At 71.2% G+C, this 20,592-nt stretch carries 23 protein-coding genes; 20 read left to right on the top strand and 3 right to left on the bottom strand.

Annotated features, from left to right (window positions below):
- Positions 1-41: 41 nt before the first annotated feature.
- A complete protein-coding gene (locus VGB75_11950) occupies positions 42-842 on the bottom strand; it encodes an enoyl-CoA hydratase-related protein (GenBank protein ID HEY0167743.1) in 801 nt (266 codons plus the stop codon).
- A 115-nt stretch (positions 843-957) separates the two neighbouring features.
- Here VGB75_11950 and hemW point away from each other — a divergent pair, with 115 nt between their 5' ends.
- Positions 958-2,184, top strand: coding sequence for a radical SAM family heme chaperone HemW (gene hemW, locus VGB75_11945; protein HEY0167742.1), 1,227 nt, complete (start codon positions 958-960; stop codon positions 2,182-2,184).
- Between the two features lie 24 nt (positions 2,185-2,208).
- Here the strand turns inward: hemW and VGB75_11940 are convergent, their stop codons facing one another.
- On the bottom strand, positions 2,209-2,526 hold the full coding sequence (locus VGB75_11940; GenBank protein ID HEY0167741.1) for a type II toxin-antitoxin system VapB family antitoxin: 318 nt from the start codon (positions 2,524-2,526) through the stop codon (positions 2,209-2,211).
- A gap of 177 nt (positions 2,527-2,703) precedes the next feature.
- Here VGB75_11940 and hrcA point away from each other — a divergent pair, with 177 nt between their 5' ends.
- The 8 genes from hrcA to VGB75_11900 all read left to right on the top strand — a co-directional run bounded on the left by hrcA (position 2,704) and on the right by VGB75_11900 (position 9,502).
- Positions 2,704-3,726: a heat-inducible transcriptional repressor HrcA gene (gene hrcA, locus VGB75_11935; protein HEY0167740.1), complete on the top strand. Its 1,023-nt coding sequence runs from the start codon at positions 2,704-2,706 to the stop codon at positions 3,724-3,726.
- A gap of 105 nt (positions 3,727-3,831) precedes the next feature.
- A complete protein-coding gene (gene dnaJ / locus VGB75_11930) occupies positions 3,832-4,971 on the top strand; it encodes a molecular chaperone DnaJ (protein HEY0167739.1) in 1,140 nt (379 codons plus the stop codon).
- Positions 4,972-4,990: 19 nt separating this feature from the next.
- Positions 4,991-5,722, top strand: a complete 732-nt coding sequence (locus VGB75_11925; GenBank protein ID HEY0167738.1) for a 16S rRNA (uracil(1498)-N(3))-methyltransferase — start codon at positions 4,991-4,993, stop codon at positions 5,720-5,722.
- 55 nt (positions 5,723-5,777) lie between these two features.
- Positions 5,778-6,116 (top strand): histidine triad nucleotide-binding protein, encoded by a 339-nt coding sequence (locus tag VGB75_11920; GenBank protein ID HEY0167737.1) that lies wholly within the window; start codon positions 5,778-5,780, stop codon positions 6,114-6,116.
- A gap of 175 nt (positions 6,117-6,291) precedes the next feature.
- On the top strand, positions 6,292-7,227 hold the full coding sequence (locus VGB75_11915; protein ID HEY0167736.1) for a PhoH family protein: 936 nt from the start codon (positions 6,292-6,294) through the stop codon (positions 7,225-7,227).
- Between the two features lie 80 nt (positions 7,228-7,307).
- Positions 7,308-7,817, top strand: coding sequence for an rRNA maturation RNase YbeY (gene ybeY, locus VGB75_11910; protein HEY0167735.1), 510 nt, complete (start codon positions 7,308-7,310; stop codon positions 7,815-7,817).
- Positions 7,818-7,860: 43 nt separating this feature from the next.
- Positions 7,861-9,159, top strand: coding sequence for a hemolysin family protein (locus VGB75_11905; GenBank protein HEY0167734.1), 1,299 nt, complete (start codon positions 7,861-7,863; stop codon positions 9,157-9,159).
- Positions 9,152-9,502, top strand: a complete 351-nt coding sequence (locus tag VGB75_11900; protein ID HEY0167733.1) for a cytidine deaminase — start codon at positions 9,152-9,154, stop codon at positions 9,500-9,502. The genes VGB75_11905 and VGB75_11900 overlap by 8 nt, the downstream gene beginning before the upstream one ends.
- Positions 9,503-9,506: 4 nt before the next feature.
- Here VGB75_11900 and VGB75_11895 read toward each other — a convergent pair whose 3' ends face one another.
- On the bottom strand, positions 9,507-10,976 hold the full coding sequence (locus tag VGB75_11895) for a PQQ-binding-like beta-propeller repeat protein (GenBank protein ID HEY0167732.1): 1,470 nt from the start codon (positions 10,974-10,976) through the stop codon (positions 9,507-9,509).
- Positions 10,977-11,057: 81 nt separating this feature from the next.
- Here VGB75_11895 and era point away from each other — a divergent pair, with 81 nt between their 5' ends.
- The 11 genes from era to dusB all read left to right on the top strand — a co-directional run bounded on the left by era (position 11,058) and on the right by dusB (position 20,572).
- The gene (gene era, locus VGB75_11890; GenBank protein ID HEY0167731.1) at positions 11,058-11,978 is read left to right on the top strand and encodes a GTPase Era; all 921 of its coding nucleotides are present in this window, start codon (positions 11,058-11,060) and stop codon (positions 11,976-11,978) included.
- A gap of 3 nt (positions 11,979-11,981) precedes the next feature.
- Positions 11,982-13,199 (top strand): MFS transporter, encoded by a 1,218-nt coding sequence (locus tag VGB75_11885; GenBank protein ID HEY0167730.1) that lies wholly within the window; start codon positions 11,982-11,984, stop codon positions 13,197-13,199.
- A 288-nt stretch (positions 13,200-13,487) separates the two neighbouring features.
- A complete protein-coding gene (locus VGB75_11880; GenBank protein HEY0167729.1) occupies positions 13,488-13,622 on the top strand; it encodes a hypothetical protein in 135 nt (44 codons plus the stop codon).
- Between the two features lie 42 nt (positions 13,623-13,664).
- Positions 13,665-13,880 carry a hypothetical protein gene (locus VGB75_11875; protein HEY0167728.1) on the top strand — a complete coding sequence of 72 codons (216 nt, stop codon included), beginning with the start codon at positions 13,665-13,667 and terminating at the stop codon, positions 13,878-13,880.
- On the top strand, positions 13,877-14,521 hold the full coding sequence (locus VGB75_11870) for a TetR/AcrR family transcriptional regulator (protein HEY0167727.1): 645 nt from the start codon (positions 13,877-13,879) through the stop codon (positions 14,519-14,521). The genes VGB75_11875 and VGB75_11870 overlap by 4 nt, the downstream gene beginning before the upstream one ends.
- A 74-nt stretch (positions 14,522-14,595) precedes the next feature.
- Positions 14,596-15,363 (top strand): DNA repair protein RecO, encoded by a 768-nt coding sequence (recO, locus tag VGB75_11865; GenBank protein ID HEY0167726.1) that lies wholly within the window; start codon positions 14,596-14,598, stop codon positions 15,361-15,363.
- Between the two features lie 92 nt (positions 15,364-15,455).
- Positions 15,456-16,304: an isoprenyl transferase gene (locus VGB75_11860; protein HEY0167725.1), complete on the top strand. Its 849-nt coding sequence runs from the start codon at positions 15,456-15,458 to the stop codon at positions 16,302-16,304.
- Positions 16,301-16,675, top strand: coding sequence for an antibiotic biosynthesis monooxygenase family protein (locus tag VGB75_11855; GenBank protein ID HEY0167724.1), 375 nt, complete (start codon positions 16,301-16,303; stop codon positions 16,673-16,675). The genes VGB75_11860 and VGB75_11855 overlap by 4 nt, the downstream gene beginning before the upstream one ends.
- Before the next feature lie 110 nt (positions 16,676-16,785).
- Positions 16,786-18,021, top strand: coding sequence for a phosphatase PAP2 family protein (locus tag VGB75_11850; protein ID HEY0167723.1), 1,236 nt, complete (start codon positions 16,786-16,788; stop codon positions 18,019-18,021).
- Positions 18,022-18,033: 12 nt separating this feature from the next.
- Positions 18,034-19,425, top strand: a complete 1,392-nt coding sequence (locus VGB75_11845) for a glycine--tRNA ligase (GenBank protein ID HEY0167722.1) — start codon at positions 18,034-18,036, stop codon at positions 19,423-19,425.
- Between the two features lie 10 nt (positions 19,426-19,435).
- Positions 19,436-20,572: a tRNA dihydrouridine synthase DusB gene (gene dusB / locus VGB75_11840; GenBank protein HEY0167721.1), complete on the top strand. Its 1,137-nt coding sequence runs from the start codon at positions 19,436-19,438 to the stop codon at positions 20,570-20,572.
- Positions 20,573-20,592: the final 20 nt, after the last annotated feature.

The following is a 20,592-nucleotide window of genomic DNA, read 5'->3' as shown; positions in this document are numbered from 1 at the left end:
CAGCGCGTAGCTCACCAGCGCGCCGCTGACCAAGGCGTAGCTCAGCCGGCCCAGGACGGCGGCCGCTTGGCGGCGAAGGCCGCGATTCCCTCCTGAGCCTGCGGGCTGGCGAAGTAACCGGCCGACAGCCGGCTCATCTGCTCGAGCTCCTCGGCCATCGACAGCGAGCCCCGGTCCCGGCGCAGCAGCTGCTTGACGCCGGCCAGCGCCACCGGCTCGCACAGCCGCAGCATCGCGGTGTAGCGCGACACCTCGGCCTCGACGTCCTCGGCGACGCTGTTGAGCAGCCCGATCTCACGAGCCCGGGCCGCGCCGAAAGTCTCGCCGGTCAGGAACAGCTCCAGCGCCGGCCGGGGGAGCAGCCGGGGCAGCACCGGCACCGAGATCACCGCCGGCACCAGGCCCAGGCGCACCTCGGTGAAGGCGAAATCGGCGTGCTCGGCGCCCACCGCGATGTCACAGGCGGCGATCAGGCCGATGCCGCCGGCCCGGGCCTTGCCCTGCACCTGCGCGATCACCGGCTTGTCGAACTCCCAGAGCCGCTGCAGCAACGCCGGAAACGCCACGATCGGCTGATCCTCGGCGGGCACCCCGGCCACCGTGGTCAGGTCCATTCCGGAGGAGAACACCGGGCCGGTGTGGCCCAGCACCACCGAGCGCACCCGCGGGTCGGCAGCGGCCTCGTCCAGGCGCCGGCGCAGCTGGCCGAGCAGGTCCGCCGACAGCGCGTTGCGCCGCTGCGGCGCGTCCAGGGTGATCCGGGCGACGGAGTCCGACACCTGGTAGCCGACCGTGCTCCCAGCCTCAGAACTCGTGCCCACAGCTTCAGAACTCGTGCTCACAGCGCTTCAGGACTCCTCGGGCAGACAGCCGCCGGACAGCTCACCACAAGCGGCTTTTCGCACCCGTCGGCGGGTCGGGTGCAGCCACGCGCTGTAGGCATTCAACACTGGACCCATGCCATCCGCACTGCCGCTCGGCGATCCGGCGCCTCCGAGCGGCCGCCTGACCGAGACCGCGCTGCTGAGCCTGCCCACCCGGCCACTCGGCTTCTACGTGCACGTGCCGTTCTGCGCGAGCCGGTGCGGCTACTGCGACTTCAACACCTACACCGCCCAGGAGCTGGGCGCCGGGGTCAGCCAGGGCTCCTACGCCGACACGGTGCTGGCCGAGGTCCGGCTGGCCCGCAACGTGCTGCCGGCCAGCGCGCCGCCGGTCTCGACGGTGTTCTTCGGAGGCGGCACGCCGACCCTGCTGCCGGCCGAGCACCTGGGGCTGGTGCTGGGCGAGATCGGCGCGGAGTTCGGGCTGGCGCCCGACGCCGAGGTCACCACCGAGGCCAACCCCGAGTCGGTGACGCCGGCCTACCTGGCCAAGCTGCGAGCGGCCGGCTTCACCCGTATCTCGCTCGGAATGCAGTCGGCCGTCGGGCACGTGCTGGCGGTGCTGGAGCGCCAGCACCGGCCGCAGCGAGCGGTCCAGGCGGTCGCCGAGGCCCGAGCGGCCGGCTTCTCACACGTCAACCTCGACCTGATCTACGGCACGCCGGGCGAGACCGACGCAGACTGGCAGGCCTCGCTGGAGGCCGCGATCGGCTCGGGCGCCGACCACGTCAGCGCCTACGCCCTGATCGTCGAGGACGGCACCGCGCTGGCCCGCAAGGTGGCCTCGGGGGCGGTGCCGGCGCCCGACGACGACGTGCTGGCCGACCGCTACCTGCAGGCCGACGACACGCTGCGAGCCGGCGGCTTCAGTTGGTACGAGGTGTCGAACTGGGCTCGGACGCCCGAGGCCCGCTCACGCCACAACCGGCTGTACTGGGCCGGGGCGAACTGGTGGGGCGCCGGCCCGGGCGCGCACAGCCACGTCGGCGGCACCCGGTGGTGGAACGTCAAGCACCCCACCCGCTACACCGCGGCCCTGGACGCCGGCCGCAGCCCGGCGGCCGGCCGGGAGACCCTGGACGAGCGGGCCCAGCTGACGGAGCGGTTGATGCTGCAAGTGCGGATGATCGAGGGCCTGGACCTCAACGCCCTGCCCGAGCCGGCCACCCGGCACGCCCGCCAGTGCCTGAGCTGGGGGCTGGCCGAGCGCGAGCCGCTGGCTTCCGGCCGGCTGGTGCTGACCCAGCGCGGCCGGCTGCTGGCCGACGCCGTGGTGCGGGACCTGCTCGACGTGCTGTAGCGGTGCTTGCGACCTGAGGTGGCCTCAGGGGCGTTTCTTGGGCCGGAGCTCGTCCAGGTCGAGCACCCGGACATGCAGGGTGTGCCGCTGCTGCAACGCCGCCCGGACCGCCCGGTGCAGGCCGTCCTCGAGATAGAGCTCGCCGTCCCACTGCACGGCGTGGGGGAACAGGTCGCCGTAGAAGGTGGAGTCCTCATCGAGCAGCTTGTCCAGCGCCAGCTCGCGTTTGGTGGTGGTCAGCTCGTCCAGGCGCACCGGCCTCGGCGCGACGTTGGCCCAGTCGCGGGTGGAGAATTTGTGGTCGGGGTAGGGCCGGCTGTCCCGTACCGCTTTAAAAATCACCGCAGATCACCGCGCACCTTCCGCTTCGAGCGTGCTCTACACGAACACGCCCAGAACCCTAACCGGTGTCGCCGAGCTGCAGGTGTGGCGCCGACCGGTCAGCTGCCCGGCTGTCGCACTCTGGCGGGGTTTGTAGAACTAAGCTAGACATCGGGCCGAGCGTGAGGAGGCGATGAGGTGAACGTAGAGGAGCGCAAGCTCGAGGTGCTGCGCGCGATCGTCGAGGACTTCATCGCCACCAACGAGCCGGTCGGCAGCAAGGCCATCGTCGACCGGCACAACCTGGGCGTCTCGCCGGCGACGATCCGCAACGACATGGCGGCACTGGAGGACGAGGGCCTGATCCACCAGCCGCACACCTCGGCCGGCCGGGTGCCGACCGACGCCGGCTACCGGATGTTCGTCGACCGGCTCACCTCGCTGAAGCCGCTGACAGCGGCCGAGCGGCGGGCGATCGAGAAGTTCCTGGACACCGCGGTGGACCTCGACGGGGTGCTGCAGAACGCTGTCAGGGCGCTGGCCCAGTTGACCCGCAACGTCGCCGTGGTGCAGTACCCGTCGCTGTCGCGGTCCCGGGTCCGGCACATGGAGACGGTGCTGCTGAGCCCGTCCCGGCTGATGCTGGTGCTGATCACCGACACCGGACGGGTGGAGCAGCGGGTCATCGAGCTGCCGGACCCGGTCGAGCCAGACGACGTCGCCGAGCTGCGCACCACCCTCAACGCCAAGCTGCGGGACCAGCGGCTGGCCGACGCGCCGGCGATCGTGGCCGAGCTGCCCGCGACGGTGCCCGGGCACCTGAGCGGCCTGGTGAACATCCTGAGCGCGGTGCTGCTCGAGGCCCTGGTCGAGCACCCCTCCGAGCGGGTGGTGCTGGCCGGCTCGGCCAACCTGACCGAGCGCTCGCTGGACTTTCCGGCGATCCGGCCGGTGCTCGAAGCCCTCGAGGAGCAGGTGGTGCTGCTGCGGCTGCTGGACCAGCAGTCCAGCACCTCCGGGCAGGTGCTGGTGCGGATCGGCGGCGAGAACAGCTACGAGGGGCTGCAGACCACCTCGGTGGTGTCGGCGGGCTACGGCCCCAGCGGCATGTCCCTCGGCGGGGTGGGGGTGCTCGGGCCGCGCCGGATGGACTACGCGCACACCATGGCTCGGGTGGCAGCGGTGGCCCGGTATGTCGGAGATCTGCTGGCCGAGGGCTGATCGGCCTCCGGCACCCGAACCGGTTCGCCCTTTCCGTACACTCGACCTCAGCGGTTGGCACTCAGGGTTGCTGAGTGCCAGTAGAGACTTGAGGTGAATGCACCGGTGGCAGGTACCGTCCGGAACTACTACGGGCTGCTCAACGTCAGCAGTGACGCCACGGCAGAAGAGATCAAGCGCGCGTACCGCAAGCTGGCCCGTGAGTTGCATCCTGACGTCAACCCCGACCCCGAGGCGCAGAACCGGTTCAAAGAGGTCACCACCGCCTACGAGGTGCTGTCGGACCCGGAGAAGCGGCGGATCGTCGACCTCGGCGGCGATCCGCTCGCCACCGCCGGCGGGGGTAACGGCAACCCGTTCGGGGCCGGCTTCGGCGGCTTCGGCGACATCTTCGAGACGTTCTTCGGTGGCGCGACCGGAGGCGCCCGCGGCCCGCGCAGCCGGGTGCGCCAGGGCGCCGACGCGTTGCTGCGGATCGAGCTGAGCATGGCCGAGATGGCCTTCGGCGTGCAGAAGGACATCGCCGTCGAGACGGCGGTCACCTGCCAGACCTGCCAGGGCGACGGGTGCGCGCCGGGCACCCGGCCGCGAACCTGTGACACCTGCGGGGGCCGGGGCGAGGTCCAGTCGATGCAGCGCTCGCTGCTCGGACCGGTGATGACCAGCCGGCCGTGCCCGACCTGCGGCGGCACCGGTCAGCAGATCCCCTCGCCCTGCCTCAACTGCACCGGCGAGGGCCGGGTGCGGGCCCGCCGGACCATCTCGGTCGACGTTCCGGGCGGCATCGAGGACGGCATGCGGATCCGGATGACCGGCCAGGGCGAGGTCGGCCCGGGCGGCGGCCCCGCCGGCGACCTCTACATCGAGGTCACCGAGCAGCCCCATGAGACTTTCACCCGCGAGGGCTCTGACCTGCACTGCACGCTGGCGGTGCCGATGACGGCCGCGGCGCTGGGCACTGAGCTCACCCTGACCACCCTGGACGCCGAGGAGCGGGTCGAGATCAAGCCGGGCACGCAGTCCGGAGCGGTGATCACCCTGCGCGGCAAGGGCGTGCCGCGGTTGCGCAGCGCCAATCGGGGCGACTTGCACGTCCACGTCGAGGTGCGCACGCCGACCCGGCTGGACGAGGCGCAGGAGAAGCTGCTGCGTGAGCTCGCCGAGTTGCGCAACGAGGACATCGGCGTGGGCGGCAGCCGCGGCGGGCTGTTCTCCAAGGTGCGCGACGCTTTCGGCACCCGCTGAGCCGACCCTGCTCGCCGCTGTGACGCCGCCGCTGTTCCTGGTGCCCGACCTCGGCGACGGCGACACCATCGTGCTGACCGGCCCCGAGGCCCATCACGCCGCCACGGTGAAGCGGTTGGCGGTGGGCGAGCCGGCGTTGCTGGCAGACGGCCACGGTGGCCTGGCCGAGGCCCGGGTGAGCCAGGTAAGCCCTGACCGAGTGGTGTTCGAAGTGCTGTCGCGAAGCGTCTCAGCCACCCCCGAGCCGCGGCTGGTGGTGGTGCAGGCGCTGCCCAAGGGCGAGCGGGCCGAGCTGGCGGTGGAGTTGCTCACCGAGCTGGGCGTGGACGAGATCATTCCGTGGTCGGCGGCCCGCTCGATCAGCCAGTGGAAGGGCGACCGGGCGGCCAAGGGGGTCGCGAAGTGGCGGCGAGCGGCGCAGGAGGCGGCCAAGCAAAGCCGCCGGGCCCGGGTTCCGGCGGTGTCGGAGCTGGCCGGCAGCGGCCAGGTGGCCGACCGGGTCGCCGCCGCCGGGCTGGCGTTGCTGCTGCACGCCGAGGCCGACGAGCCGCTGAGCCGGGTTTCGGCTCCGGCCGCCGGCGAGGTGCTGCTGGTGGTCGGGCCCGAGGGCGGCCTGTCGCCGGCCGAGCTGGAGCTGTTCACCGGCCGCGGGGCTCGGCCGGTCCGCTTGGGGGCCGAGGTGCTACGGACCTCGACCGCCGGCGCCGCCGCGTTGGCGGTGCTGTCGGTGTCGTCGGGGCGGTGGAGCTGAACCCGGGGGTGGGGCGCAGCTGGGCGCCGTCAGGGACTCGCGCTAGCGTCTGCCCATGGTCCAAGACTGCCTGTTCTGCAAGATCGTCGCCGGTGAGGTCCCGGCCACCGTGGTGCTCGAAGACGCCGACTGGCTGGCTTTCGAGGACATCGCCCCCAAGGCGCCGGTGCACGTCCTGGTGATCCCGAAGCGGCATCTGGTCGACATCGGGGAGCTGGGCGCTGACCCGGCGCTCGCGGCCGCGGTGGTCGCCGGCATCGGCGCGACCGCCCGTCACCTGGGCCTGCCGGCCTTTCGGACCGTGTTCAACACCGGCGCCGAGGCCGGCCAGGCCGTCTTTCACCTGCACGCCCATGTGCTCGGCGGGCGCAGCATGAACTGGCCGCCGGGCTGAGCCGCAGGGTCTGACCGTGCTAAGGCGGAACACTCCCGGCATAAACTGCAGTTTGGTTATCGCGACCTACGGGTAAAGTGGGAGTCTCAGCGTCGTCCAGAGAAAGAAAGCAGCGCAGAAGCACTTGTCGGAACCGACACCAGCACGGCCACGTCAACGCGTCCAGACTCCGTTCGTGGTCCCTGGGAAGCTGTCGATGGTGGGCCTGCTCGGGCCGAGCGACGAGCTTCTGAAGCTCATGGAGGCGCGCCTCAGCTCGGAGATCCACGTGCGCGGCAACGAGATCACGGTGACCGGTGAACCCGGTGAGAACGCTCTGGCCATCAGGCTCTTCGAGGAGTTGGTTCAGCTTATGCAGTCCGGACACGACCTGACCGCGGACTCGGTGGGCCGCACGCTCGGCATCTTGCAAGCCGACACCGAGCAGCGCCCGGCTGAAGTGCTCAGCCTGAACATCCTGTCCCGGCGTGGCAAGAACATCAGGCCCAAGACGGTGAACCAGAAGCGCTACGTCGACGCGATCGACGAGCACACCATCGTCTTCGGCATCGGCCCGGCAGGCACCGGCAAGACCTACCTGGCGGTGGCCAAGGCGGTGCAGGCGCTGCAGGCCAAGCGGGTCAACCGGATCATCCTGACCCGCCCGGCGGTCGAGGCCGGTGAGCGGCTGGGCTTCTTGCCTGGCACCCTCAACGACAAGATCGACCCCTACCTGCGCCCGCTGATGGACGCCCTGCACGACATGCTCGACCCGGAGTCGGTGCCCCGCCTGCTGCAGGCCGGCACCATCGAGGTCGCGCCGCTGGCCTACATGCGCGGGCGCACGCTCAACGACGCGTTCGTGATCCTGGACGAGGCCCAGAACACCACGCCGGAGCAGATGAAGATGTTCCTGACCCGGCTCGGTTTCGGGTCCAAGATCGTGGTCACCGGTGACATCACCCAGGTGGACCTGCCCAACGGCGCCAAGTCCGGTCTTCGAGTGGTCCGCGACATCCTCAGCGACGTCGAGGACATCGAGTTCGCCTACCTCGACTCCAAGGACGTCGTGCGCCATCAGCTCGTGGGCGACATCGTCGAGGCGTATTCCAAGTACGACGACGCGATCTAGGGCGGCTGACCAGATGAGTGGCTTAGGCACGCCTGATCGGTGGGCGCACGAGCGTTGCCAAGCCTGGCGAATGGGCGTTCATGAGCATTGAGGTGAACAACGAGTCCGGCGCCAGCGTCGATGAGCGGGCGATCAGCCTGGTCGCGCGGCACGTGCTGGACTCACTCGGCATCAACCCGCTGGCAGAGCTGTCCATCCTGGTGGTCGACGAGGCAGCCATGGCGACGCTGCACAAGCAGTGGCTGGACCTGGACGGCCCCACCGACGTGATGGCCTTTCCGATGGACACCCTCGACGACAAGCCGGGTCTGGAGACCGACCCCGGGCCGTCGTTGCTGGGCGATGTGATCCTGTGCCCGTCGGTCGCGGCCAGGCAGGCGGAGGAGGCCGGTCACAGCACCGACGCCGAGCTGTTCCTGCTGACCACCCACGGCGTGCTGCACCTGCTCGGCTATGACCACGGCGAGCCCGAGGACGAGCGCGAGATGTTCGACCTGCAGGCCAAGTTGGTCACCGGTTGGGCCGAGACCACCGGACGGGGCCCGATCCGGACCCCGTTGCCCGGCACCGCCGGCCAGAAACGCGGCTAGGGCGGGACATGACGATGAGCGCTCGCGATAGGAGCGAGCCGGCATGAGTGGGCTCTATCTGTGGCTGCTCGTGGTGGCGCTCCTGCTGGTGCCGGCTGCCGGGGCGCTGGCCGCGGTCGACGCCGCGCTGGCCCGGGTGTCGGTCGCCCGGGTCGAGGAGGAGTACGTCCGCGAGGGCCGGCGCGGCGCGGCGTCGCTGTCGAAGGTGCTCGCCGACCGCGCCCGGCACACCAACCTGATCCTGCTGCTGCGGGTCGCTGCCGAGCTGACCGCCACCGTGTTCGCCACCGTGGTGGCCACCTCGGAGTGGGGGACCAACTGGCCGGTGGTGCTGCTGACCGTCGCGGTGATGGTGGTCATCTCCTACGTCGTGATCGGCGTCGGCCCGCGCACCCTGGGCCGCCAGCACGCCTACCCGGTGGCCCTGGCCGGCGCCGGGCCGGTGCTGTGGCTGGGGCGGGTCTTCGGACCGCTGGCCTCGCTGCTGATCCTGCTCGGCAACTCGATCACCCCCGGCAAGGGCCTGCGCGACGGCCCGTTCTCCTCCGAGGTCGAGATCCGCGAGCTGGTCGACCTGGCGGAGTCACGCGGGGTCGTCGAGCGCGGCGAGCGGGAGATGATCCAGTCGGTCTTCGACCTCGGTGACACGATCGCCCGCGAGGTGATGGTGCCGCGCACCGAGGTGGTGTGGATCGAGAGCACCAAGACCGTGCCGCAGGCGCTGGCGCTGGCGCTGCGGTCAGGGTTCAGCCGGATCCCGGTGGTGGCCGACAACGTCGATGACATCGTCGGGTTGGTCTACCTCAAGGACCTGGTGCGCCGCGCCCAGGACCAGGAACGGGCCCGGCAGACCAAGCTCGACGAGGTGATGCGCCCGGCGCCTTTCGTGCCGGAGTCCAAGCCGGTCGACGAGCTGCTGCGTGAGATGCAGGCCCATTACTCGCACATGGCCATCGTCATCGACGAGTACGGCGGCACCGCCGGCCTGGTGACCATCGAGGACATCCTGGAAGAGATCGTCGGTGAGATCCGCGACGAGTACGACGTCGAGCGGGTGCCGGTGGAGAAGCTGGACGACGGCTCGCTGCGGCTGACCGCCCGGCTGCCGGTCGAGGACCTCGGCGAGCTGTTCGGGGTCGAGCTGCCCCGCGGCGATGACGTGGAGACCGTCGGCGGGCTGCTGGCGCAGCTGCTGGGCCGGGTGCCGATCGCCGGCTCGTCGGCCACCGCCTACGGCTTGGAGCTCACCGCCGAGAGCGTGGGCGGGCGGCGCAACCGCATCGACACGGTGCTGGCCCGCAGGGTCGAGGAGCCCGAGGGCGGCGAGGACGACGATGCTTGAGGCCCCGGTCGGTGAGGACGGCTCGCTGCGGGGCGAGGACGCCAAGCTGGTGACCCTGGCCCGTGCCACCCGGGCCCGCACCGGCGCGGCCCAGGGCGCGGCCGTGCGCGACACCGACGGGCGCACCTACGCCGCGGCCAGCGTGGCGCTGCCCTCGCTGCGGCTGTCGGCGCTGCAGGTGGCGGTGGCGATGGCGATCTCGTCCGGCGCGCCCGGCCTGGAGGCCGCGGTGGTGCTGTCTGCCGGCGCCGAAGCCGATCCGGCCGGCGCGGCGGCGGTTGCCGATCTGACGCCGTCGGCGCCGGTGTACGCCGTCGACGAGCGCGGCCGGGTGTCCGGCTAAGCCGTCACCAGACCCAGGCCTTCACCCCGGACATCGTTCCGACGTAGACGGCGTTGCTGTAGATGGCCGGGGTGGCGAACCGGTTGACCGCCCCCACGCTCATCCGCCAGATGCTCTGGCCGGTGTCGGGGTTCAGCACGTGCAGCACGCCGCCCCGGTAGTCCAGGACGAACACCCGGCCGCCGCCGACAGTGGGGGTGCCGTTGATGTTGGAGGCCGCGTGCCACAGCACGGTCATGGTGCCGTCGCTGTTGATCCGGACCCTGCGCACACCGTCGTCGCAGGGCACGTACACCGAGGTTCCGACCACGGCGGTGCCGCCGAATGACTTGCACAGCGCCCTCGTCGACACCTGGCCGCCGATGCCGCCCAGCTTGTCCTTGTTCAACACGTAGGCGTTGCCGCTCTTGCCGGCGATGAACACGTAGTTCCCGACGATCGTCGGTGACTGCGAGCCCAGGTCCAGGTCGGCGGCGTTGTCGGACTGCCAGGTGCTGGGCGAGAACGAGTCGGTGATCCGCTGGCCGGCCAGCTCGAGCACCGAGTCGGTGTAGTCGTAGTTGCTGCCCTGGTTGACGTCGCCGTTGCCGACGGCCACCAGCAGCCCGGAGCCGGGCGCCTCGACCGGTCCCGGCGGCGCCCAGATGCCGCCCTCGCGTGAGGTGGGCACCGTGAAGTTCCACAGCGGGGCGGTGGTGGGGGCGGCCAGGTCCAGTCCGACGACGCTGCCGCGGTAGGTGCTGCAGTCCCCGGCCAGCCCGCCGTAGGGGATGTAGACCCGGCCGCTGGCCACCAACAGCGCGCCCCGCTGCTGCATCGCGGCCGGCGTGATGCCGGGCACATTGGAAGGCACATCGACGTTGCGCGACCACTTCAACGCGCCGGTCACCGGGTCCAGGCCGAACGCCACATGCCGGATCGGGTTGTTCAGGATCGACACCACGATCACGGTGTTGCGGGCCGCGTCATAGGCGGGGGTGCTGGTGATGCCGTTGGGGTCGATGTTGCCGCAGGGCAGGGCCGAACGGGGCACCGGCGCTCCCAGATGGCGCCGCCAGACCACTGAGTTGCCCTGCAGCCGGTACACCGAGTTGTTCTCGGTGGCCGCGATCCGGATGCCGCGGTTGACGATGATCGGCTGGCCGTAGACGGCGCCGTCCAGCGGTATCGACCAGGCCTGGGTGGGCTGGACGTTGGTCCGCTTGGCGGTGATCGCATAGCCGGAGCGGGCGCCGTTGCCGTGGTAGGTGGGCCAGTCGGCGTACGCCGTGGTGGCAGTAGTGGCCGTGGTGGCAGTGGTGGTGGGCGCCGAGGCGGCGGCCGTCGCGGCCGTGGCCGGCGAGGCAGCCGTGGCCAGGCCGGTCGTCGGCGCGTTCGCCTGAGCAGAGCCGGCCACTAGCGACAGCGCGGTGGCTGCCACCAGCGCGGCGGTGGCCTTGCTCAGGACGGCCAGGTGGGGGCGAGGACGAGTCATGCAGGCAAGTGTGAAGTCCCGCGCCGCTCAGCGCATGTCGGCAGGTGCGAGACGGGTCGGCGGATGCGAGAGAATGGCCTGGTGAATCACGATGAGCACGATGATTACCGGTCCGGCTTCTGCGCGTTCGTGGGGCGTCCCAACGCCGGCAAGTCGACGCTGACCAACGCGCTGGTCGGTTCCAAGATCGTGATCACCAGCGACAAGCCGCAGACCACCCGACGGGCCGTGCGCGGCGTGCTGAGCCGGCCCGACGGCCAGCTCGTGATCGTCGACACGCCGGGCCTGCACCGGCCCCGCACGCTGCTGGGCCAGCGGCTCAACGACGTGGTGCGCGAGGCGCTGTCCGAGGTCGACGTGGTGGGCTTCTGCATCCCGGCCAATGACAAGATCGGCCCCGGCGACCGGTTCATCGCCGCCGAGTTGCAGGCGTTGAAGGCGCCGGCGGTGGCGATCGTCACCAAGACCGACACGGTCAACAAGCAGCGGGTCGCCGAGCAGCTGATGGCGATCAGCAAGCTCGGCGAGTTCATCGAGATCGTTCCGGTGTCGGCCCGCGCCGGTGACCAGGTCACGCTGCTGGCCGACCTGCTGATGTCGCGGCTGCCCGCCGGCCCCCAGCTGTACCCGGTGGAGATGACCACCGACGAGAGCGAGCAGAGCCGGATCGCCGAGCTGATCCGCGAGGCGGCGCTGGCCGACGTCCGCGACGAGCTGCCGCACTCGATCGCGGTCACCGTGGAGGAGATGAACCCGCGTGAGGCCGGCGCGGGCGACGGCCGGCCGCCGCTGATCGACATCTTCGCGACCCTGCATCTGGAGCGCTCCAGCCAGAAGCCGATCATCCTGGGCAGCGGCGGCGCCAGGCTCAAGCGGATCGGCACCGACGCCCGGCGCGGCATCGAGGCGCTGCTGGGCCGGCGCGTGAACCTCAACCTGCACGTGGCGGTGATGGGTGAGTGGCAGCGCGATCCCAAGAAGCTCGATCGGCTCGGCTTCTAGACCGTGCTGAACCGCTATCGAGCAGCCTTCGCCGTGCCGGGGACGGTGGAGTTCTCCGCCGCCGGCTTCCTGGCCCGGGTCTCCCTGGCCGTCTACCCGATCGCGATCGTCCTGATCATCTCTGGGCGCACTCACTCCTACGGCTTCGCCGGGGTGGTCAGCGGTTGCTACGTCGTGGGCGGCGCGATCGGCAACCCGATCGCGGCGGTGCTGGTCGACAAGCTGGGCCAGCACCGGGTGCTGCCCTGGTTCCTGATCGCCCACCTGGTCTCGACCGGGGTGTTCGGCGCGCTGGTGACCGTGCACGCGCCGCTGTGGACGCTGGTCGCGCCGGCGGTGCTGATGGGCGTCACGATGCTCAACATCGGCGCGCTGGTGAGGGCCCGCTGGTCCCACATCTGGCCAGGTGACGGCCCGCAGCGCTCGACCGGCTACTCGGTCGAATCAACCCTGGACGAGGTGATCTTCGTCGTGGGGCCGCTGATCGCCACCTTGCTGGCCATCCACACCCACGCCCTGGTGACCCTCGGGTTGACGCTGGCTCTGCTCACAGCGGGCACCCTGTGGCTGGCGACGTTGCGGTCCACCGAGCCTCCGGTCCGCTCCCGAGCCGTCGGCGAGCGGCACGATTTCGCCCTGCGCTACCCAGGGATGGCCATGATCACCTGGTGCATGGTGTTCATGGGCGCGGTCTTCGGCAGCCTTGAGGTGACGATGATCGCCTTCTGCGGCCAACACGGCCAGCGAGCCAGCGCCGGCTGGGTGGTGGCCAGTTTCGCCGCCGGCAGCGCGGTGTCGGCGGTGGTCTACGGCGGCCGGCACTGGCAGTCTTCGTTGCTGCGCAGGTTCGTGATCAGCGCCGTGCTGGTCGGGGTGATGCCCTTCCTGCTCTTCGCCGCGACCAGCGTCGGCGTGCTGGCGCTGTGCGCCGCGGTGATCGGGCTCGGCATCTCACCCACCCTGATCAGCGCGTTCAGCCTGGTGGACTCGATCGTGCCCGCAAACTCGCTGACCGAGGGCCTGACCTGGATCGGCACCGGCCTGTCGGTCGGCTACGGCCTGGGCGCCGCGGTGGTCGGCGGCATCGCCGATGAGCACGGCGCCCGGATGGCGTTCTGGGTCCCGGTCGGCTGCGCGCTGGCTTCGGCGGCGTTCGCGCTGTTGCTCGCGGCCCGATTGCGCGCCGCCGTGGCCGACGCGCCGGCGGTTCCGGTCAGCTGACACCGGTCGGTCGGGCGCCTGTCTGCTGACACCGATCGGTCGGGCGTCTGCCTGCTGACACCGGTCGGTCGGGCGGCCTGTCTGCTGACACCGATCGGTCGGGCCTGCCCGCCGAACTCCGCGCACGTTCTGAGCAATCGCTTACATCGTTGGCGACAGGGTCTTGAGCGAATGCTCAAAACCTGCTTTACTTGAGCAGTCGCTCAAAAGGGTCATCAAGCAACCGTGAACCTGGCCAGTGCGTCTGACATGTGCAGTGTCCACCGAAACCCCTCAAGGAGCGATCGCATGAGCGAGCCAGTCAACCCCGATCCCATCGGCGACAGCGGCCAACCGTTGCCACTGCCGCCGGTCAAGCAGCCCGACGACAACCCGCCGATGGACCCGAATCCTTATATGGGCGGCGGCTCCGTTCCGACCTGACGAGGGGACCGAACACCGGGGCTGAGGAAGAACAGAAACGACATGAACCAGACGGACGCGCGGTGGGATCCAGCTCCGCTGGTCAGCCGCGGACTGGGCTGGGGCGCCATCGCGGGCGGGGCGCTCGGCGCCCTCTACTGGACGGTCGCGAGCATCGGCAGTCGCGCCGCGGCGGCCGTGCCGTGGGCGGTCATGTCCTCCCTCGGCCGGAATCGGAGGCGGACGGGCAACGGGAACGGCGCCGGTGTCACCGCATGAGCGGTGACACCCGTGACCGGCTGCTGGCCGGCGCCATCGCGACGCTGCGCGACAAGGGCATCGCCGGCGCCTCGGCCCGGTCCATCGCCGCGACCGCGGGCGTCAACCAGGCCCTGGTCTTCTACCACTTCGGATCGGTGGAAGAGCTGATCATCACCGCGTGCCAGAGCGCGACCCGGGCTCGGGTGGCCCTGTACTCCGACCAGTTCGCCGAGGTCACCTCGCTGCGCGAGCTGCTCACGGTCGGGCGGTCCCTGCACGAGGCCGAGCGGGCCGCCGGCAACACCCAGGTGCTGGCCCAGGTGCTGGCCGCCGCGCAGCAGAGCGCCACCCTCGCCGAGGCGGCCAGGGTGGCGCTGAACCTGTGGATCAACGAGATCGAGCAGACCCTGCAGCGCATCCTCGCCGACAGCCCGATCAAGGCGGCGCTCGACATCCCAGGCCTGGCCCGCGCACTAGCGGCCGCGTTCATCGGACTCGAGCTGTACGAGGCAGCCGACCCAGAGTCCTCCGAGCACGCCCTGGACGCCCTGGCCCAGGTCGCGGTGCTTACCGAAGTGCTCGATGACCTCGGCCCCGTCGCCCGCCGGGCGCTGCGCAACCGGTTGCGCCGCACCCAGGCGACCCGCGCCGGCCACTAGCGCCCGCCCCTGGACGCCGAGAGCGTCGTAGCCGGCTCCCAGCTGGTGTCAGCCCGATCTGCGACGATGGACAGGTGCCGCTCTACCGTGACGAAGCCGTGGTGCTGCGCGTCCACAAGCTGGGCGAGGCAGACCGGATCGTCACCCTGCTGACCCGCCGGCACGGCCGGATCAGGGCGGTCGGCAAGGGCGTGCGGCGCACCACCTCCCGTTACGGCGCCCGGCTCGAGCCCGGCAGCCACATCGACGTGCAGCTGCACACCCGGACGGCGGTGCCCGACGCCGAGCACGGGCACCCGCGACACCACGGGCTGGACCTGGTCACCCAGGTCGAGTCGGTCGACAACTACGGCGCGCGGCTGGCCTCGGACTACCCCGGCTGGACGGCGGCGGTGGCGATCTGCGAGACCGCCGAGCGGTTGACCGCCGAAGAGGGCGAGCCGGCGCTGCGGCAGTACCTGCTGGTGGTGGGCGCGCTGCGCTCCCTGGCCGACCGCGACCACGAGGCCACCCTGATCCTGGACGCGTTCCTGATCAGGTCGATGTCGCTGGCCGGTTGGGAGCCGGCGCTGGCCGAGTGCGCGGTGTGCTCGACGCCCGGGCCGCACGCCGCCTTCAACGTGCCGGCCGGCGGCGCGGTCTGCCCGAGCTGCCGGCCGGCGGGCTCGGTGCGGCCGCAGGCCGGCTCGCTGAGCCTGATGACGGCGCTGCTCTCAGGCGACTGGGCCGGCGCCGAGGCTGCCACGCTGGACCTGCGCCGCGAGGCCAGCGGCCTGATCGCCGCCCACCTGCAGTGGCACCTCGAGCGCGGCATCCGGTCGCTGCCGCTGGTGGACCGCTGAGCGGCTGAGCGCCCGGCCCGTCATCGCCGCCGCGCCTGTCCGGAGCGCTGCCGTTGCCCGGCGCCGCGGTGGCCCGGTACTACGGTTGCCCCATGCCTGCCCGCCGCCAGCCCTGGCCGGACCCGCCGCCGCACCCGAGCGGCGCCCGGCCGCCGGCGATCGCGACCAACCTGCTGCCCCGGCACGTCGCGATCGTGATGGACGGCAACGGCCGGTGGGCCAACAGCCGCGGCCTGCCCCGCACCGAGGGCCACCGGGCCGGCGAGGCGGCGCTGATGGACGTGCTGTTCGGGGCGATGGAGATCGGCGTGCCGGTGGTGTCGGCCTACGCGTTCTCGACCGAGAACTGGCGGCGCTCGCCTGACGAGGTCCGGTTCCTGATGGGCTTCAACAAAGAGGTGATCCGGCGACGGCGCGACGAGCTCAACAGCTACGGCGTCCGGATCCGCTGGGCCGGCCGCCGTCCCCGGCTGTGGCGAAGCGTGATCAGCCAGCTGGAGGACGCCGAGCAGTTCACCGAGGGCAACGACCGGCTGACCCTGCAGTTCTGCGTGAACTACGGCGGCCGGGCCGAGGTGGCCGACGCCGCCCGCCGGCTGGCCGAGCTGGCCGCGGCCGGAAAGCTCGATCCGGCCAAGATCGACGAGAAGATGTTCGCCCGCTACCTGGACGAGCCCGACCTGCCCGACGTCGACCTGTTCCTGCGGACCTCCGGCGAGCAGCGCACCTCGAACTTCCTGCTGTGGCAGTCGGCCTACGCTGAGCTGATGTTCCTCGACACCCCGTGGCCGGACTTCGACCGCCGGCACTTCTGGGCGGCCTGCGCCAGCTACGCCTCCCGGGACCGCCGGTTCGGCGCCGCTGTCGACGCCAGCGCCCTCGACGCCAGCGCCGTCACCGGTCCGAGCGCCGCAGTCACCGACGCCGGCGGCGCCTCGTGATCGCGCTGCTGCAGTTCCGTCCCGAGGACGCGGGCGAGGGGCCGCAAGCCGAGCGTTTCCAGGCAGAGGCCGAGCAGGCGCTGCGGCTGCTGGCCGAGCGCCCGGGCTTCGTGCGGGGCTCGGTGGGACGGGCCACCGACGACGCGGGCAGCTGGCTGCTGCTGACCGAGTGGGAGTCGGTCGGCGCCTATCGCCGCGGTCTGGGCGGTTACCAGGTCAAGCTGATCGCGACGCCGTTGCTGTCCCAGGCGCTGGATCGGCCCAGCGCGTTCGAGGAGTTGCTGCGGATCTCCCAGGACGGCCAGGAGACGGCCCGACCCAGCGACCGGGCCGCCGACGCCGACTGGGGCAACCGGCTGGCAGGTAGCTGAGAGGCGCTGGCGCGTCGGCTTGCCTCGCGCGCCGGCTCGGTAGATTGGTTGCCTAGGGAACAGGTCAGACGTGAAACGGCCCGGCAGGGCATCCGACGACGTGCGGTGAGGTGAGCATCCTGGCGGCGACCGAGTCCGAGCTGGCGACGGCCGGCGAGGAGTCCGAGGCAGCCGTCAGCGCGAAAGCTGACACCGGTCGAGGCAGGCTGAACCCCGGCACAGCGCGGAGGATCCTGCGCTGGTCGGCGATCCTGGCCTGGGCCCTCGGCATCGGCTACTGGATCCGCCGGGACGGGGTGTCCTTCGACCGCAACACCGTCCTGATCTACATCTGCACCGGCCTGCTCGCCGCCAGTGTCGGCCGCCGGCAGGGGTGGACGGTGCTGCGTGACTGGCTGCCGTTCGCCGCCGTCCTGCTGGTCTATGACCTGAGCCGGGGCGCTGCCGAGGCGCTGGGACGCCCGACCGAGTGGTATTTCCAGATGGATTTCGACCGGGTCCTGTTCCGGGTCGAGCCGACGGTCTGGCTGCAGTCCAAGCTCAAGGAGCCGTTCGCCCCATGGTGGGAGGTCGGCGTCAGCATCGTCTACGTCTCGTTCTTCTTCGCGCCCTACCTGGTCGCCGGCCTGCTCTGGTTGCGTGACCGGCCGGCCTGGCGTCAGTTCGTGTTCCAGTTCGTGGCGGTGTCCTTCATCGGGTTGGCCGGCTTCATCGCGGTGCCGGCCGCGCCGCCGTGGGCCGCCTCGCTGTGCAGCGCCGAGCAGGTGGCCGGCGGGCCGTCGGACCCGGCGTGCATGTACGCCGACCCCGACAAGGTGGGCTCGGCCGGCATCCTGGGCCAGGTCAGGCCCGAGAACCCCGGCGCCGCGGCCTATGTGGAGCGGATCTCCGGCCGGGGCTGGGACCGGCTGGGGCTTGAGCGCGCCAAGGCGCTGCTGGACCAGGGCCAGGCCGGGGTCAACCAGGTGGCCGCGGTGCCGTCCCTGCACGCGGCGGTCACCGGCCTGATCACGGTGTTCTTCTGGCGCCGGGTCCGCCGCCGCTGGCGGCCGCTGCTGGCCGGCTACTCACTGGCGATGGCGTTCGCGCTGGTGTACTCCAGCGAGCACTACGTCTTCGACATCCTGCTGGGCTGGGTGGTCACCGCGGTCGTGACGATCGGCTTCGGCCGCTGGCAGCGCTCGCGCTCGCGGGCCGGCGTCGAGGCGCGGCAGGCGGGCGCGGACCGGGAGCAGGCGGGCGCGGACCGGGAGCAGGCGGGCCCCGACCGCGAGCGGGCCTGCGATGGCAAGGAGCCGGTGCGCGCTACCGATACCCTGGACGGATCGTCGCCGACCCGTTCCTGATGGAGTTCCGCTGTGCCCGTTGATCGCAATGACGCCGTCGTCAGCCTGGCGAAGCGCCGTGGCTTCGTCTTTCCCGCTGCCGAGATCTACGGCGGAACCCGGTCGGCATGGGACTACGGGCCGATGGGCGTGGAGCTGAAAGAGAACCTGCGCCGGCAGTGGTGGAAGTCGATGGTCACCGGCCGCGACGACGTGGTGGGCCTGGACTCCTCGGTGCTGCTGCCGCCGGCGGTCTGGGACGCCTCCGGCCACCTGGCCACCTTCTCAGACCCGCTGACCGAGTGCACCAGCTGCCACAAGCGCTACCGGGCCGACCACCTGGAAGAGGCCTACGAGGCGAAGAAGGGCCGCCCGCCCGAGCACGGCCTGGCCGACATCAGCTGCCCCAACTGCGGCAACCGCGACATCTGGACCGAGCCCAAGCAGTTCTCCGGCATGCTCAAGACCCACCTGGGCCCGGTCGAGGACGAGTCCGGCCTGGTGTACCTGCGGCCCGAGACCGCGCAGGGCATCTTCCTCAACTTCCTCAACGTGATGACCACCGCGCGCAAGAAGCCGCCGTTCGGGATCGCCCAGACCGGCAAGTCCTTCCGCAACGAGATCACCCCGGGCAACTTCATCTTCCGCACCCGGGAGTTCGAGCAGATGGAGATGGAGTTCTTCGTCGAGCCCGGCACCGACGAGCAGTGGCACGAGTACTGGCTGCAGGCGCGCTGGGACTTCTACGTGGGCCTCGGGCTGAACCCCGACAACATGCGCTTCTTCGAGCACCCGAAGGAGAAGCTGTCGCACTACGCCAAGCGCACCGTCGACATCGAGTACCGCTTCGGCTTCGGCGGCAAGGAGTTCGACGAGCTGGAGGGCATCGCCAACCGCACCGACTTCGACCTGCGCACGCACTCCGAGCACTCCGGGGTCGACCTGAGCTACTTCGACGCCAGCCGCGGCGAGAAGGGCGAGCGCTACCTGCCCTACGTCATCGAGCCGGCCGCCGGCCTGACCCGGGCGACGCTTGCCTTCCTGCTGGACGCCTACGTCGAGGACGAGGCGCCGAACACCAAGGGCGGCATGGACAAGCGCACAGTGCTCCGGCTGGACCCGCGGCTGGCCCCGGTCAAGGTCGCGGTGCTGCCGCTGTCACGCCACGCCGACCTCTCGCCGAAGGGCCGTGACCTGGCCAGCGCGCTGCGCCGGCACTGGAACGTCGAGTACGACGAGACCCAGGCGATCGGCAAGCGCTACCGCCGCCAGGACGAGATCGGCACGCCGTTCTGCGTCACCGTCGACTTCGACACCCTGGACGACCAGGCGGTGACCATCCGCGAACGCGACGCGATGACCCAGGAGCGGGTCGCGCTGGACAAGGTCGAGGACTATCTGGCGACCCGGCTGATCGGCTGCTGAGATGGCGGGCGTGCTGACGCCGGTTACCGCGCCGTTACGGCTCGGCCAGCGCATCGTGGTCGACCCGCCGGTGGTGCTCGCGCCGCTGGCCGGCATCACCAACGTGGCGTTTCGCAGGCTGTGCCGCGAGTACGGCGCCGGCCTCTACATCTCGGAGATGATCACCTCCCGGGCGCTGGTCGAGCGCAATCCCAAGACGCTGCGGATGATTCGCTTCGCCGCCGACGAGACGCCCCGCTCGATCCAGCTCTACGGGGTGGACCCGGAGATCGTGGCCCGGGCGGTGCGGATGATCGTGGCCGAGGACCTGGCCGATCACGTCGACCTGAACTTCGGCTGCCCGGTGCCCAAGGTGACCCGGCGCGGCGGCGGCTCGGCCCTGCCGTGGCGGATCAACCTCTTCTCCGATCTCGTGGGCGCGGCGGTGAAGGCCGCGGACGGGCAGTTGCCGGTGACGGTCAAGATGCGCCTGGGGGTGGACGCCGACCACCTGACCTACCGCGAGGCCGCGCTGCGGGCCCAGGACGCGGGGGTGGCCTACGTCGCCCTGCACGGCCGGACGGCGGCCGAGTTCTACGGCGGCCAGGCCGACTGGGCGCCGATCGCTGAGCTGGCCGCGCTGCTCGACATCCCGGTGCTGGGCAACGGCGACATCTGGGAGGCCGCCGACGCGGTCCGGATGGTGGAGCAGACCGGTTGCGCCGGCGTGGTGGTGGGCCGGGGCTGCCTGGGCCGGCCCTGGCTGTTCGGCGACCTGGCCGCGGCGTTCGCCGGCCAGCGCCACGTGAACCTGCCGGGCCTGGACCAGGTGGCCGCGGCGATGCTCCGGCACGCCGAGCTGCTGGCCGAGTGGCTCGGTGAGGAGCACGGCGTCACCGACTTCCGCAAGCACGTCGCCTGGTACCTCAAGGGCTTCTCGGTCGGCAGCGAGCTGCGCCGCGCCCTGGCGCTGGCGTCCGGGCTCGCCGAGCTCGCCGACCTGCTCGGCCAGCTCGACCAGAGCCAGCCGTTTCCGGCCGCGGTGCTCGGCCAGCCGCGCGGGCGCACCTCCGGCGCCCGCAAGGTGGCGCTGCCCGAGGGCTGGCTGGCTGACCGGGAGTCGCGCGCCGTGCCGTTCGGCGCGGAGCTGGCCGACTCCGGCGGCTGAGCGTGAGGTCCCGCGCGTCG

Source organism: Jatrophihabitans sp., assembly GCA_036399055.1.
Classification (GTDB): domain Bacteria; phylum Actinomycetota; class Actinomycetes; order Mycobacteriales; family Jatrophihabitantaceae; genus Jatrophihabitans_A.
This window is presented reverse-complemented; position numbering and strand designations above follow the sequence as displayed.